The following is a 15,305-nucleotide window of genomic DNA, read 5'->3' as shown; positions in this document are numbered from 1 at the left end:
TATGATGCATACACATATGAATCATACAGGTTTTGCTGCACTCGAAGTGGTGGTCGCCATCATTGCAGCAACGGCCCTATTCCTTTATCCACTGGCGATGTTCATTTCGAATGGAAAGCATTCAAAATGGAAAGCTTCCCGGTATATATGGTGGTTTCTCGGCATCATACTCGCTGCCTCGGCGCTCATCGGACCTTTGGCAGAGCGTTCCCATTATGACTTCAATGCACATATGGCTGGGCATCTCCTGCTCGGCATGCTTGCACCGCTGCTCATTGTTTTCAGTCGCCCGATGACTCTCCTTATGCGCACGCTGCCCAACCAGTCGGCAAAACGCGTCAGCCGTCTGCTGAACAGCAGATACGTCACATTACTCACCCGCCCCATCGTTGCAGCAACTTTGAATATCGGCGGCCTGTACCTGATCTACATGACAGAACTGTTTACGCTCATGCACATGTCCTCCTGGCTTTATGCGCTTGTACATCTGCACGTCTTCCTCGCGGGCTACCTGTTCACAATCTCCATACTATATATCGATATAACGACACACCGTTACAGCTTCCTGCACCGGGGTATCGTTCTCATTCTAGCACTCGGCTTCCATAAGGTGCTTTCCAAGCTGATCTATGCATCCCCGCCGGAAGGCATTCCAGAAACTGAAGGGGAGGCGGGCGCGATGCTGATGTATTATGGTGGAGATATCATCGACCTGATGATCATCATTCTTCTCTGCCACCAATGGTACAAATCGACTGCCCAAAAATCACGAAAAGCGAGACCCGCATAGCAAAGGTCTCGCTTTCATCTGTTCTTCAAGGTTTCAGGACTGATTCGGGTTGGTTACATATTTCGCATATCTCGAATCCAGCATATTTGCGAGCAGCCGCGTTTCGAAGCCGAAGGCCTTCATGACAATCAGGTGGATTTTAGCCTGCGTCAGTGTATATACAAACCATGGCAGCGTCGGTTCATATTCATGGATGGCGATAAGCACCTCGTCCGTATCGAGAATTCTTCGGAACTCAAGTCGGGCACGCCCCCCTTCTCTTTCCTGTGAAAACTTGCCGCCCTTGATATAGTACAGTATGCGATTCTCATAGGAACGTTCCTTGGACCTGTCGAGAATCAGAATCGGCGACTTGAAAAATGGTAATGCAATCGATGTCTGATCCGCTTCCACTTTCGTACTGATGAACTTGCCGCCGACCCGTGACAACCAGTTGACGTAGTAGTCGGCCGTATCATCAATCGACCACTGCTTCGGTATGCGGATGCGCTGGACCGACTTCACATCATTCTTCTCCACATCTTCCTTCTGTACAATCTCGATGCCGGACTTTGAACTGCTGTCCATTTCACTATCGAGCGCAATACGGACACTTTCCTTGAATGTGGTCGGTGCATTGGATATTCCCTCTTCGTAATTTTCCTGACGCATCACCATATTGTGTGTGAGACTTTCAAGCAGAGGATAGACCATTTCTTTCGGCTTCTGGACAATGAGGCGCACCCAGAGCTTTGACAGGAAAATGGGAATGATCGGAAGATCCACCATCGGCAGCTTCTTGTCCATGACTTCAGCAGTCTCCACAAACAATTCCTTGTAGGACTTTTCATCCGGACCACCAATATCGATCGATTCATTATTTTCCGGTTCCCTCTTTACCACTCTCGTCAGTCCGGTGATGACATCCTTAAGTGCAACCGGATGCGTCCGGTTGTAAGCCCATGCTGGCAGCAGCATGCCGGGCAGGCGCTTCACCAGATTGTGCAGAATTGGGAAGGAGGAGCCTTTAGGGCCAACAATCAGTCCCGCCCGTAACGTCGTTACAGGAATGCCGTATGACCCGAGAATCCTTTCGCACTCAAGACGACTGCTCAGATGCGTCGACAGATTGTCGTCATCCGGTATGATGCCGCTCAAGTAGATGATCCGCTTCACACCTTTCTGCTTTGCTGCCCATGCAAAATTGTCGGCCAGTATCGCATCCATATCCTCAAATTTCGCCTGAGATAATTTGGACGAAGGCTGCATGGAATGCACAAGATAGATGGCGATATCGATATCATCCATCACGTTCTCGATGTCGATCTGCGAATACAGATCCGCTTCCTTCCAGGTCACATTCTCCTCATCTTCCTTATTATCCGTATGTCTTGAAACAGCAATGATTTCATAGTCCTCCTTCAGACTTTCAAGCAGATTTCCGCCGATATAGCCGGAGGCACCGGTAAGTAGAATCTTCATTATCTAACCCCTTCTCTCGTATGATACATCTCTATACCCGCTAATCACCGACGTAGTCTGATGAAATCAGGTGACTGGATGGATTGAATGTCTGCTGCATCTTTAGAAATACTTCATACATTTGACATTTCGGGTTTATACATTGATAATGCATATCAAGTAAGCGCTTTCAAATAAGAATCAGGAAGGAGTATAATAATAGAGGAAATTGGAAATTAAGGTTTCATATTACACATTTACATTCTTGTAATCTCATTGTAATATGCAGTATAATACGAATAGTAAAAAAGGAGTGAATTGTATGAAAAATTTCAAAGCTTTACTGCTTTTCCTAACTCTAACACTCGTTCTTGCAGCCTGTAATTTCGGCGGAGACAGCGGCGGAGACACTAGTGAAGAGAGTGCTTCAGGCGAAGGAGAATCCGGTGGAAAATCCATCAACCTCTCGATCGCTTCAGATCCACCATCCTTCCACCCGGCACTGGCAACTGATACAACATCAGGTGCAATCATGGCCAGCGTCTTCGAAGGTCTGACACGTCTCGACCCTGAAGGCAATCCGGAACCGGCGATGGCAGAAAACATCGACGTAAGTGAAGATGGCCTCACTTATACGTACACCCTAAGAGATGCACAATGGTCAAACGGTGACCCTGTCACTGCACAAGACTTCGAATATGCTTGGAAATGGGCACTTGACCCTGAAAATGCTTCAGACTACGCTTACCAACTCTACTACATAGAAGGTGCTGAAGCTTATAACACAGGCGAAGGCTCAGTAGATGATGTAGCAGTTACAGCGATTGACGATAAGACACTTGAAGTCAACCTTGTAAACCCGACGCCTTACTTTGACGAACTGACAGCGTTCTACACATACTATCCGGTCAACTCCCAGGTAGTAGAGGAAAATCCGGATTGGCATACAGATCCAGCCGGTGAGGACTACATCGGAAACGGGCCTTTCACACTTGAAAGTTTCACAAGCTCTGATGAAATCGTCCTGACGAAGAACGACAACTACTGGGATGCTGAAAATGTAGCACTCGAAACAGTCAACATCGACATGGTTGAAAGTGCAGCGACAGCACTCAACATGTATCAGGCCGGCGAACTTGACTACCTCGGTTCACCATTCAATACAATTGACCTGAATGCTCTTGAGCAATTCAAGGAAGAAGGTACACTGAATGTCAGTGACCAGGCCGGTACTTACATGTATGTATTCAATACCCAGGATGAAGTAATGCAGAATGTAAACATCCGTAAAGCTCTGACACTCGCAATCGACCGCGAAGGGCTCATCGAAAACGTCACTAAAGGAGAGCAGGTTCCGGCAACCGGCCTTGTTCCTCTGACTATGGAAGGTTTTGAAGAGCCAGGAAACTACTTTGAATCCAACAACATCGAAGAAGCGCAAGCGGCACTCGATGCAGGACTTGAAGAGCTTGGCATGAGCGACCCATCAGAACTTACAGTTGCACTATCCTACAACACTGATGAAGCACACGCAGCGATTGCACAGTTCATCCAGCAAGGCTGGGCTGAGAACCTTGGAATCAATGTTACATTGGATAACGCAGAATGGCAGGTATACCTCGAGACGCTTGATTCAGGCGAATTCCAGGTTGGACGTTACGGCTGGCTCGGAGACTTCAATGATCCGATCAACTTCCTTGAAATCTTCAAAACAGATGGCGGTAACAACGACACTGGCTGGACAAACGAAGAGTATACCCAGCTGCTGAATGATGCTGCTCAGGAAACAGACGAAGCAGCACGCACTGAAATGATGCAAGAAGCTGAAGAGATTTTGATGAGTGAATATCCATTTGCACCGATCTACTTCTACACGAATCTCTCAGTACACGAAGACAAAGTTGAGAATATGAATGCCGATCCACTTGGAAACGTTCAATTGAAATACGTAGATATTCAAGAATAAGAAATATACTGACAGGTGAGTATGCTTACATACTCACCTGTCACTTTTGAGAAGGGAGCGTTACAGATGATCAAATATATAGGTCAGCGCCTGATATATATCATCATCGCTTTATTTATAATCATCACCGCAACATTTTTCCTGATGCGCCTGGCTCCAGGTAATCCTTTTGCGTCTGAAAGAGCAGTACCCCCGGCCATCCAGGAAAGTCTGAATGAAAAATATGGACTGGATAATCCCTGGTATGTACAGTATGGAGAATACCTTCTGAATACTGTGCAGGGTGACTTCGGAACGTCCATGAAGTATAGATATCGTGAAACGAATGAAATGATTGCAGAAGGCTTCCCGATCTCCATGACACTTGGTCTGGAAGCAATGTTCATCGCCGTCGGAATGGGCGTACTGATCGGTACGATTGCCGCCCTCTTCCATAACAAATGGCCGGATTATGCGATGAGCATCGTCGCCGTCATAGGCATATCCGTACCATCCTTTGTCATGGCATCGGTTCTGCAGTATTACCTTGCACTCCAGGTTGGATGGTTCCCTATAGCCGGATGGAATGGCTTCATCTACAGTATATTGCCGGCGGTGGCACTCGCATCCACGCCAATGGCATTCATTGCGAAACTAACACGCTCAAGCATGCTTGAAGAGACAAACAGCGAGTATGTAAAAATGGCTAAAGCCAAAGGTATATCAAAATGGGTCGTTACCTTTAAGCATGCCTTGAGAAATGCACTGCTCCCTGTTGTCACATATCTGGCACCACTCACAGCAGGAATCATCACCGGCAGTTTCGTCATAGAAGAAATTTTTGCGATTCCTGGTATGGGTAAATATTTCGTAACCAGCATCACCAACCGGGACTACACAGTAATCATGGGAACTACCGTATTCTACTCGATCATACTGCTGCTTGCTGTATTGATTGTAGATATTCTTTATAGCTTCATTGATCCACGCATCAAGTTGAGAGGAGGAAAATCAAGTGGCAAATAAAGATATTCCAAAACTCAATTCTTCCGATTTTGAAATTGTTGGATCACGGACTGAGGAAGCGGAAACGCTTGCCAAAAAATCCATTTCCTTCTGGGGTGAAGTGGCTCGAAGATTTATTAGAAACAAGCTTGCTCTTGTTGGATTCATTACATTGTTCATCATCATTCTGGGCGCAATTTTCGGTCCAATGATTTCGGAATTCACATATAGACAGCAGAATGGCGACTACAATACGAGTCCGAATGGTACCTACTGGTTCGGTACGGACGACCTTGGCCGTGATGTTTTCACGCGTGTATGGGTCGGGGCGAGGATCTCGATCTTCATCGGTTTCGCCGCTGCCATCATCGACTTGATCATCGGAGTTGCCTGGGGATCCATCGCAGGACTTAGAGGTGGACGTACAGATGAGATCATGATGCGTATCGCAGATATTCTGACTGCCATCCCCTACCTGCTTGTCGTAATCATCCTGCTTGTTGTCATGCAGCCGGGACTGATCCCGATGATCATCGCCCTGTCACTTACAGGCTGGGTGAACATGGCACGTATCACACGATCTGAAATACTCAAACTCAAAAACCAGGAATATGTACTTGCTGCCAGAACACTTGGTGCCAAGAACATGCACCTGATCAGAAAACACCTGCTTCCGAATGCACTCGGTGCCATTCTTGTCACAATGACACTGACAATACCGAATGCGATTTTCACAGAAGCATTCCTCAGCTACCTGGGACTTGGTGTACCTGCGCCACTGGCAAGTTGGGGTACCATGGCAAATGACGGCTATCCCGCCTTGACCAACGCGCCTTGGAGACTATTTTTCCCGGCATTGCTCATCAGTTTGACAATCTTTGCATTCAATGCAATTGGTGACGGATTAAGAGACGCTCTCGATCCTAAGTTAAGGAAGTGATATAGATGAATGAACCAGTTCTACAAATAAAAGATCTGCAGATAGATTTCTCTACTTATGCAGGTACTGTAAATGCCGTCCGAGGCGTCAGCTATGATGTCTTCAAGGGGGAAACACTTGCCATTGTCGGTGAATCAGGTTCCGGCAAGAGTGTGACCAACCAGGCAATCATGAAATTGCTCCCGCAGCCGCCTGCCATCTATTCCGGTGGAGAAATCCTGTTTGATGGCAAAAACCTGCTGAAACAGTCCGAAAAGCAGATGGAAAAAATACGCGGCAACGATATCAGTATGATTTTCCAGGATCCGATGACTTCACTGAACCCGACGATGAAAGTCGGCAGACAGATTACAGAAGTAATGCTCAAGCATCAGAAAATCTCAAGAAGCGATGCCAAAAAACGTGCACTTGAACTGATGCAGATGGTCGGTATCCCAATGCCTGAGAAAAGACTGAACCAGTACCCACACGAATTCTCAGGTGGTATGCGCCAGCGTGTCGTCATCGCCATCGCACTGGCTGCCGATCCCAAGCTGCTCATTGCAGATGAACCGACCACAGCACTTGATGTAACCATACAGGCACAGATTCTTGACGTTATGAAAGATATCCAGAAAAACTCGCAGACTTCCATCATTTTCATCACTCATGACCTCGGTGTGGTCGCCAACGTGGCAGACCGTGTGGCAGTCATGTATGCAGGTGAAATCGTGGAGATCGGTACAGTAGATGATATATTCTATAACCCGCAGCACCCGTATACGTGGGGACTGCTGGGATCGATGCCTGACCTTAATGAAGAAAAGGGCCAGAAGCTACGTACGATCGAAGGGTCACCGCCGGATTTGACGGATCCGCCAAAAGGCGACGCATTTGCGCCGCGCAATCCGCATGCGATGAAGATTGATTATGAACAGAATCCTCCAATGTTCAAAGTGAATGATCACCATTTCGCCAAAACTTGGAGGCTGCACCCTGATGCACCTGAAACAGAGATTCCTGATATAATCAAAAACAGATACATGCAGTACTCAGGAGGAGTGAAAGAATGACGGAAGCTATCCTGGAAGTAAAAAATCTTGCAAAGCACTTCGGGCCTAAGAATAACCCGCTCAAAGCTGTAAATGATATTTCTTTCCACGTCATGCCCGGTGAGACACTGGGGCTTGTTGGAGAATCCGGTTGTGGCAAGTCCACTACCGGCCGCACAATCATCAAGCTGTATGAAAAAACCGGTGGCGAAGTCATCTTTGATGGCAAGCATACCGATCAGCTGTCCCGAAAAGAGCAGAAAACATTCAACCAGAACCTTCAGATGATTTTCCAAGATCCATACGCGTCACTCAATCCAAGGATGACCGTCTTCGAGATTCTATCTGAAGGATATGACATTCATGGTCTTCACAAGGACAAGAAGGAAAGACGCCGGAAGATAAACGAACTGCTCGAGTCCGTCGGACTGAACCGTGAACATGCCAACCGCTATCCCCACGAGTTCTCCGGGGGCCAGCGCCAGAGGATCGGTATCGCACGCGCCCTCAGCTTCGATCCGAAACTGATTATCGCCGATGAACCGATTTCTGCACTTGATGTTTCCATCCAGGCCCAGGTCGTCAACATGATGAAGGAGATACAGGAAGAGCGTGGACTCGCGTATCTCTTCATTGCACATGACCTTTCCATGGTAAAATACATCTCTGATCGCATAGCAGTCATGTACATGGGGCAGCTTTTGGAAATTGGTGATGCCGCAGATGTATATGAAAACCCGATACATCCCTACACGAAATCACTGCTTTCTGCAGTACCGCAACCTGACCCTCATACTGAAAAGAACCGCAGAAGAGTCGGTTATGATGCTGACCAGCATAATTACGCCGAAGGTGAAGAAGTGATTCTGAGAGATTTCGGCAACAACCACCAGGCGCTCTGTTCCAAGAAGGAATACGACAGCTGGAGACAATAGAGTCACTCAAACTGAAAACACCCGTAAGCTCAAGTTTAACCTTGGCCTACGGGTGTTTTGCTTTTTATGCCATCTGATTCCTTGTTACAGAAACAGCAGCAGTACAGTATAGCCGAGCATGCCTGAGAAAAAGGCAGGAAAGCTGCTTTCCCTCTCTTCCGGCAATTCTTCCTTCATGACGTTGAGGATGACGCCGCCTGCCAGAAAGGCAGTGAGCACTGAGATGACAAGTATATTCAGCTCCGTGAATACACCGACGAACCAGCCGATGGTGATGGCCACCGCAAGCAGCCAGCGGCCATATCGATCATAGTCATCCTTGTGCGCTGATCTCAGCGCCTTATCATTTGTGATGAAGTGGATGCCCATGGCAAAGAAATAAAGCAGCATGCCCCACTCGGACTGGTATTCTCCTCTGAGCAGCAGGTAGCCGATGATGGCGTTATATAGTGCGAAAGAAGAGATGTGAAGCCAGAAGACACCGGATGAGGCCTTGTCTGTCCCCTTTTCTGCACCCCGCTTCCTGGACTTCTTCGCAAGCTGCTCCAATCCATAAAAGATGACAAGCCCGAGCAGCGCAATGATATAGATGTGGCTTTCAAGAAACTCGAGCCCTTCAATTGCCCCTTCGAATTCCTGCTGGTACTCTCCAAGTTCAGGCAGAAGGTGCATGAAGACATATGCAACGGATATGCCCCCGGCAATCGAAAGAAACTTGCTGCGAGGGTCCACTCTCAGAAACTTCATCTGCTTTGAAAGCAGATGAATGATTACAAAACCTATCGCAAATATCAGACTGAACCAGATTCCCATGGCACTACCTCCTGTAAATCGATCAATACAAAGCTGTTCCCGTCGTTATTTTGTATAAACAAACAAAACGGGTATCAGCTGAAGGGACGGCTTGCCTAACGTGCTTCATTCAACGCTTCATCCAGTGCCATTTTCCTGGAATTGATGAATTTATGGTCAACTTCATGTAGTACTGCTTCATCGAAGCGATCGTATATATAACGGCTGAATGGTCTGATCTCCTGTTTGACATCTTCTGAACTGTTCAAAGCGATATTCTGCATCGATTCGAGCAGTGTTTCCAGAACGACAACATCCTCCCTGCCATAGAAGCTGATCTGCGAAAGTACATTATACAGCTTTTCCTCCACACTGCTCCTTCTTGTGATCAGGCGTCCAAGGTAGCGGTCATCATGGTAGATGACATACGTCCCGGTATGCTTGAAGCTCTTTATCAGCGCTTCGGTCAAGTAGTGGATGCACTGGACTGCTGTATTCGGGTCATTGATTCCTGGGGAAAGTGCCCGAAGGGCCACATCCACTATTTTATGGAGTCCATAATCCACATCCTGATAGACATTCTGCTCCCTGCCGATTGTGACATTGCTGATCAGGCTATCAGGGACTTCTACATCTTTCCCATGACTGATGGTCAGAATCTCGGTGGATGTCGTTACAAATTCACCAATCAGCGGGGTGACACGGATGACTGCATCATTCTTCTTCGCCCATTGGAACAGGTCATCGTGATCGATGAACTGGATGAAACCAAAGCTCTCGGAACTGAGTACAGTTGTCTCATCATACTGCTCCACCATCTCCGGCTTGAGGCTGGTGACCGATACATGCGCCTGATCCAGCCGCTCCCCTTCCCGATCAATTTCATCTTTGACGTCATCCACCAGTGAATCAATCAGGTTGCTGACCTGTATGCTGGAAGCAACGAAATGGATGAAATAAGCAAAGAAGAACAGGCAGAGTACAGCAAGCAGTACGGCAACGATTGCTGAAATGACTTCTCCTTCAAAAGTGGCCTGCTGCATGAAAGCCAGGGAAAGGATGGAATACAGAAAGCCGCCCATGAACACGCCAAGCACGCGCATCGTTCTTCTATCATTCACAAAGTTGGTCAGGACGCGAGGAGAGAACTGTGATGAGTATGTTGTCAGAACGACCATGATCGTGGAAAAAGTGATGGTCGTCATGGTCAGAAGTGCGCCTGAAATCGAGCCGAGTATCTCCTTGGCCAGATCCACTTCAGTCGCCAGGAAGAACGGCAATTCGAAATCGAGCCTCGGAAGCACATTTATATCAGTATAGACAGCAATCAGGGCAAGAATGACTGCCAGCAGACAATAGAATACCGGTGTCACCCATATGCTGTCTTTTATTTTCAGTATATACTTCATTGCAACGCTCCTATTCATGAAATTCTATAGTTCATCATACCCTGCACAAAGTGGATTACTCAAACCAAAATTAAGAAGAGACCTGCAATCGTCATGATTGCAGGTCTCTTCTAATCAATCTATTCTGTCACTTCACGTCTGTGACCCGGGAGCCTGAAGTGACGATGGCCGCCTTTATTTTCACGATGCAGGAACCGGTCCAGTCCGAAGCTGCCTGCTTTGTGTCCGGATACCAGGATGATCATGCCGATGATGATGTAGAGCGGATTCACTGATACTGTGCCGGCAAACAGGAATGCAAAGTTCATCATCAGTCCGAAGAATGCAGCATAGGCTGTGAAACCACCAAGCAGAAGTCCGAGACCGACAAGCACTTCGCCCCAAGGTACCATGACATTGATTACGGGGCTCATCGGTAGAAAAACATTTTCCACTAGAAATGTATACCATGGATAGACCGCATTGCCATCAGGACCGAGAACTGGATTCTGTACCGCATTTTGCAGGAATCCGGATGCATCAAAGCCACCTGTCACTTTACCAAGACCACTCGTAAACCATCCGAAGCCCAAGTAGACTCTCAGAACCAATAGTACCAACTCACTCGCCTTGTGTGCTTTCAACCAACTCATCATAATTTTCTTCTCCTCTCTTATGTTCCGTTCTTTTCTATAGGTTTATTATATGTGAAAATCATCACAATTACAATACTATATTGTTATTTTTTTCACATTAATTTATAGAAAAGAACCATATGAGAGGAAACCCTTCTCAATCAAGCACCAGCATGTTGGATGCATCGAACTCCCATTCGGCTCCATAGGCCACTTCCCAGTAGTAGCCATCGATATCAGTGAAGTAACCGCCATAACCGCCCCATGATAAAGGCTGTGGTGTTTTTACCACTGTCGCTCCATGCTGGACCACCCTATCCATAATGTCGTCCACTTCCGCTTCTGACTTCCCGTTGTAGGCGAGCGTCACACCATTGAACCCGCCTTTCGAAACTTCCGGCGGATTGTCCCTATTGATGTCTGCAGCCAGCTCGTGAATCGGGAAAAGTGACAGCTTCGACCCTTCATTACTGAAAAAGACAACAGTCGGATGTACCTCGTCTCCAACGATATGAGCTTTGAATCCGATATTCCGGTAAAAATCGAGTGAAGCTGAAATATCCCTGACGCCGAGAGTAACAAGATTGATACGATTCATTCCATCATCTCCTGATCATCATTTTGTTCAATGTAATTATACACTTAAAATAATGGCCATAGAAACCCCTCCTCGCATGAGAAGGGGCATACATCATATTTCTGCAGCGGCTGTTCTAGGAATCGAGAAACTGCAGAATCTGTTCATTCACATATTCCGGCTGTTCCTGATGGACCCAGTGGGTTCCTTCCTCCACCCATTCCACCGAACTGCTGCTTGCATACTTCAGACTTTCTTCTGCGAGCTTTTTCGACAGAAACTGGTCGCCCGTGCCCCAGATGATCTTTACAGGCATTTCAATCGTATGTTTCGGGATGTGCTTCATGTTTGCTGGAAGGGCACGATACCAGTTCAGCATGCTCGTCAACGCCCGAGGCCTTGCCCATGCAATCCTGTAGGCATCGAGGTCATCTTCTGTGAATGTACCCTTCCGGCTCGTCTGGACGAGTGCCTGTGCCATATACGCGTAATCTTTACTGCTCATGATCTTTTCGGGCAGCATGGGAATCTGGAAGAACAGCATGTACGAGCTTCTCAGCCCCTGCGAGGGCGTTTTGGCAAGCACTTTAGGAAACGCAGCGGGATGCGGCATATTGAGGACGACGAGACGGTTCACCTTCTCAGGATGTGTGCCGGCAAGCTGCCAGGCCACGCCCCCACCCCAGTCATGACCGATGACTGCTGCATTGTCATATCCATAGTACTCGATCAGTCCGGCAATATCCTGCTCAAGCTTATTGATACTATAGGCATTTTTGCCTTCCGGCTTATCACTCTTATTGTATCCCCGCTGATCGGGTGCCACGACCCTGTAGCCTGCCCCAGCCAGCACACGGATCTGTTTCCTCCAACTGAACCAGAATTCCGGAAAACCATGGAGCAGAACCACCAGTTCCCCATCCTCGGGCCCTGAAACAGCCACGTGAAGCTGGATGCCATTCGTCTGAATGTACTCGAATTCAATATCAGTTACAGCCACATTCCAGTCCTCCTGTCATCATTTCATGCTCCACTATACCCGGTTTCCATCCATGAACCACATGCCCATATTGAAAAATCCCCTCTGCCATCCAGGCAAAGAGGACTATATTCACTCGGAACGCTTGTATCTGCTTGCCAACGTGTAGGCGATGAACAATGTAATGATCACCATGAGCACAAGGCCCACATACACCATCCATAAATTCGCTAGCAGGCCCGCCTGCATCATCGCAGCCGTGACATTTGCCAGTGCATGAAGCACAATTGCCAGCGGGAATAGATACCACTTGCCCTTCTGCATCACTGCCACAAAGACGATGACAGACAGGCCGATATGCAGACTGATGGCAATAATACGCTCAAGGATACCAATAATATATGTGTAGGCCGGTGCGCCCGTAATGCTTTCCAGGACACCTGCAGGCAGTTGACCAAGCAGGTCACTGCCATTATTCGCCAGTATGCTCAATATCAAGACATTGAACGTCGAAAGTCCAAGAACGATGATCGCCTCGACACCGCCATGACCAATACCATATGATACCGCCGAATCAATCTTTCTGTACTTCCGTTTCATCAGCAGAAAAGCGACCAGCCTGCCCGTCTCCTCGAATACACCTGCAGCCAGAACCCCATACAGCACGTACAGCCAGGGAGAGCTGTCAAGAAGTGCAATCGATCCATCCACTCCGGGTCTGAGCACGAGGAAGTGGGCAATCTGTTCCAGCACCATCGCAAAGACGATGAAAGTCGCTGCACCAATAAGTATCGGAATCCACTGAATCTGAAACCTCTTCCTCAGTACCAGTATGAAAATGAAGGGCAGCATCAGCGATGCCAGTACGACAAGCCCCATGATAATGATATTGCCGGTTGAAACCATATTTCCTCCCCTGCCTCGTCATCAGAATAGTAGGTGTTGATACATATATTACCAGAACCGCTATTTCAACTCCAGTTTCTTCCGGAGCAAGGTGAGGAACGCTGCCCGGTCCTCCTTGCTGAACGGCTTCGGCCCTTTCGTCCTGCCGCCACCTTTGCGGATCATGCTGCCCACGTGACGTGTCACAAGTAAGTTGTCGATATTCAGGTCATTATATTCAAACCCTTTATGATGCAGCACGATGCAACCCTTAGGCAGAAGCAGGGAAGCCAGTCCATAATCCTGAGTGACGACGATATCCCCTTTCTTCGCCAACTGGACAATCCGGAAGTCCGCCGCATCCGGCCCCGCTTCGACATAGACAGCTTCCACATGCGCCGGCAGATCTTTACTGGAATAATGGGATAGACTCGATACCAGGGTGACTGGAACACTCGCCCGGGCCGCTTCTTCCATGACAATATCCTTTACTGGACACGCATCGGCATCTACAATGATCTTCATCTTTCCGCCCCCTCTCCATCAGTAACAGTATATCAGAGACGGAATATGTATGGATATTTTAAACAGATTCTACAAAAGAACGATAGAAAGAATATATTTCTGCCGCTACTCCAGAATGGGTATAAAAGAAAAAAGTGTTAATGTAATATGTAAGTATGACGAAGTCCGGCTCAGCATATGTGTCATGAACTGGAGAGTTGAAATTATCTTTACGTCGATGATCAGTACTTCAATACTTTGTGGAGAAAGAAGGTCGATGGACATCTTAATATTAAATTCTCTGCTAAGGGGCGGTATACCATTTGTCATCATGGGCAGTATCGCACTGCTGCTCTATTTCCAAAATGACCTTTCCAACGCGAAGAGCACATTTCTGGTGGGTCTCATCATATTTTTCGTTGCTGCAGCTTCAGTCATTTATGACCTGGATCACTGGAGCATCTTTAAAAGGAGTATCATCCATCTCCTGACTATGCTCATCACAGTCTACCCGATTCTTTTATTCAGCGGCTGGTTTGATATCACTTCCATATCTGACGCTTTGATCGTATTGCTCATCTTCCTGCTGGTTGGTGTGGTCTTATGGTCCGTATTCATTATATTGGCCAGAATATTCGCCTGGTAGCTGCAAGGAAAGTGTAGAACATGAATATATCGCACTATCCCCGGGGGCCGTCTCCTTTGACTTGCTTCAAAGTCGCAACGATAAGAAAGCTGACAATGACAAGCAGCATCCAGGAACTCACCTTGCCCAGGTGGACGATGCTCCAGACGTCTGCCTGGTTCGGATATTCCCATGCACTGAAATAGGTCGCAATATTTTCAGCAATCCAAATGAAGAATCCGATGAGCATAAAGGACAATACGAGCGGCATCCGGTAGCGGGTGCCGCCGACCTTGTAAGTCACCCGGCAACGCCAGAAGACGATGATGACACACCCGCATAGCCACCAGCGGACATCCAGCCAGTAATGGTGGGTGAAGAAGTTCAGATAGATTGCCGAAGCGAGCGGCACTACAATCAGAAGCGGTGGCCACCGGATCAGTTCGACGTCGAGACGTCTCCAGGCCTGGCAGAGATAGCTCGCGACACTCGCATACATGAATCCGCTATAGAGCGGCACACCGAACAGTTTGAAATGACCAGGCTCCGGATAGGACCAGGAACCCATATGTACTTTGAATATTTCCAGAGTCAGGCCGATGATGTGGAACACGGTGATCACTTTCAGTTCGTCCCGTGTCTCAAGTCCCGACCGTATCATCCCCCACTGGGTCAGCAGACAGATGATGAGCAGCCAGTCGTAACGCGGCAGAAGCGGTAGTGTTATGACTTCCGTCAGTGCCAGGGAGGCAAAGATGACGACCGGAAATATGCAGGACAGTGCCTGTGCCCAACCAAAGCGAACAAGCTGTTTCATTGCTCTCATGGCTACCG

At 47.8% G+C, this 15,305-nt stretch carries 16 protein-coding genes; 7 read left to right on the top strand and 9 right to left on the bottom strand.

The features are described 5' to 3' along the window. The first annotated feature begins 1 nt into the window (after position 1). A complete protein-coding gene (locus tag FO441_RS07525) occupies positions 2–790 on the top strand; it encodes a cytochrome c oxidase assembly protein (RefSeq protein ID WP_246095066.1) in 789 nt (262 codons plus the stop codon). 33 nt (positions 791–823) lie between these two features. On the opposite strand, the gene FO441_RS07520 is transcribed toward FO441_RS07525, so the two are convergent. Continuing rightward, a complete protein-coding gene (locus FO441_RS07520; protein ID WP_145288097.1) occupies positions 824–2,251 on the bottom strand; it encodes an NAD-dependent epimerase/dehydratase family protein in 1,428 nt (475 codons plus the stop codon). 301 nt (positions 2,252–2,552) lie between these two features. Between FO441_RS07520 and FO441_RS07515 the strand changes: the two genes are divergently transcribed. The 5 genes from FO441_RS07515 to FO441_RS07495 all read left to right on the top strand — a co-directional run bounded on the left by FO441_RS07515 (position 2,553) and on the right by FO441_RS07495 (position 8,086). Beyond that, on the top strand, positions 2,553–4,196 hold the full coding sequence (locus FO441_RS07515; protein ID WP_145288094.1) for a peptide ABC transporter substrate-binding protein: 1,644 nt from the start codon (positions 2,553–2,555) through the stop codon (positions 4,194–4,196). Between the two features lie 66 nt (positions 4,197–4,262). Continuing rightward, on the top strand, positions 4,263–5,201 hold the full coding sequence (locus tag FO441_RS07510; protein ID WP_145288090.1) for an ABC transporter permease: 939 nt from the start codon (positions 4,263–4,265) through the stop codon (positions 5,199–5,201). Next, positions 5,191–6,120: an ABC transporter permease gene (locus tag FO441_RS07505; RefSeq protein WP_145288087.1), complete on the top strand. Its 930-nt coding sequence runs from the start codon at positions 5,191–5,193 to the stop codon at positions 6,118–6,120. The genes FO441_RS07510 and FO441_RS07505 overlap by 11 nt, the downstream gene beginning before the upstream one ends. Before the next feature lie 5 nt (positions 6,121–6,125). Continuing rightward, positions 6,126–7,172, top strand: coding sequence for an ABC transporter ATP-binding protein (locus tag FO441_RS07500; RefSeq protein ID WP_145288084.1), 1,047 nt, complete (start codon positions 6,126–6,128; stop codon positions 7,170–7,172). Beyond that, positions 7,169–8,086: an ABC transporter ATP-binding protein gene (locus FO441_RS07495; protein WP_145288081.1), complete on the top strand. Its 918-nt coding sequence runs from the start codon at positions 7,169–7,171 to the stop codon at positions 8,084–8,086. Before FO441_RS07500 ends, FO441_RS07495 begins: the two co-directional genes overlap by 4 nt. A gap of 84 nt (positions 8,087–8,170) precedes the next feature. Here the strand turns inward: FO441_RS07495 and FO441_RS07490 are convergent, their stop codons facing one another. The 7 genes from FO441_RS07490 to FO441_RS07460 form a co-directional block, all read right to left on the bottom strand. Then, the gene (locus FO441_RS07490) at positions 8,171–8,899 is read right to left on the bottom strand and encodes a ZIP family transporter (RefSeq protein WP_145288078.1); all 729 of its coding nucleotides are present in this window, start codon (positions 8,897–8,899) and stop codon (positions 8,171–8,173) included. 95 nt (positions 8,900–8,994) lie between these two features. After that, positions 8,995–10,287: a DUF2254 domain-containing protein gene (locus FO441_RS07485; RefSeq protein WP_186365503.1), complete on the bottom strand. Its 1,293-nt coding sequence runs from the start codon at positions 10,285–10,287 to the stop codon at positions 8,995–8,997. Positions 10,288–10,406: 119 nt separating this feature from the next. Next, the gene (locus tag FO441_RS07480) at positions 10,407–10,922 is read right to left on the bottom strand and encodes a DoxX family membrane protein (RefSeq protein WP_145288071.1); all 516 of its coding nucleotides are present in this window, start codon (positions 10,920–10,922) and stop codon (positions 10,407–10,409) included. A gap of 136 nt (positions 10,923–11,058) precedes the next feature. Further along, positions 11,059–11,499: a VOC family protein gene (locus FO441_RS07475; protein ID WP_145288068.1), complete on the bottom strand. Its 441-nt coding sequence runs from the start codon at positions 11,497–11,499 to the stop codon at positions 11,059–11,061. Positions 11,500–11,614: 115 nt separating this feature from the next. After that, positions 11,615–12,478, bottom strand: coding sequence for an alpha/beta fold hydrolase (locus tag FO441_RS07470; protein WP_145288065.1), 864 nt, complete (start codon positions 12,476–12,478; stop codon positions 11,615–11,617). Positions 12,479–12,589: 111 nt separating this feature from the next. Continuing rightward, positions 12,590–13,363 (bottom strand): YhfC family intramembrane metalloprotease, encoded by a 774-nt coding sequence (locus FO441_RS07465; protein ID WP_145288062.1) that lies wholly within the window; start codon positions 13,361–13,363, stop codon positions 12,590–12,592. Between the two features lie 60 nt (positions 13,364–13,423). Next, positions 13,424–13,867, bottom strand: a complete 444-nt coding sequence (locus FO441_RS07460; RefSeq protein WP_145288057.1) for a YaiI/YqxD family protein — start codon at positions 13,865–13,867, stop codon at positions 13,424–13,426. Between the two features lie 256 nt (positions 13,868–14,123). Between FO441_RS07460 and FO441_RS07455 the strand changes: the two genes are divergently transcribed. Beyond that, positions 14,124–14,492: a DUF3021 family protein gene (locus FO441_RS07455; protein ID WP_145288054.1), complete on the top strand. Its 369-nt coding sequence runs from the start codon at positions 14,124–14,126 to the stop codon at positions 14,490–14,492. Between the two features lie 34 nt (positions 14,493–14,526). On the opposite strand, the gene FO441_RS07450 is transcribed toward FO441_RS07455, so the two are convergent. Next, positions 14,527–15,297, bottom strand: coding sequence for a DUF817 domain-containing protein (locus FO441_RS07450; RefSeq protein ID WP_145288052.1), 771 nt, complete (start codon positions 15,295–15,297; stop codon positions 14,527–14,529). Positions 15,298–15,305 lie beyond the last annotated feature (8 nt).

Source organism: Salinicoccus cyprini, assembly GCF_007713705.1.
GTDB classification, from domain to species: Bacteria; Bacillota; Bacilli; order Staphylococcales; family Salinicoccaceae; genus Salinicoccus; species Salinicoccus cyprini.
Note: the sequence above shows the minus strand (reverse complement) of the source record. Positions and strands in the feature narration are given on the sequence as shown.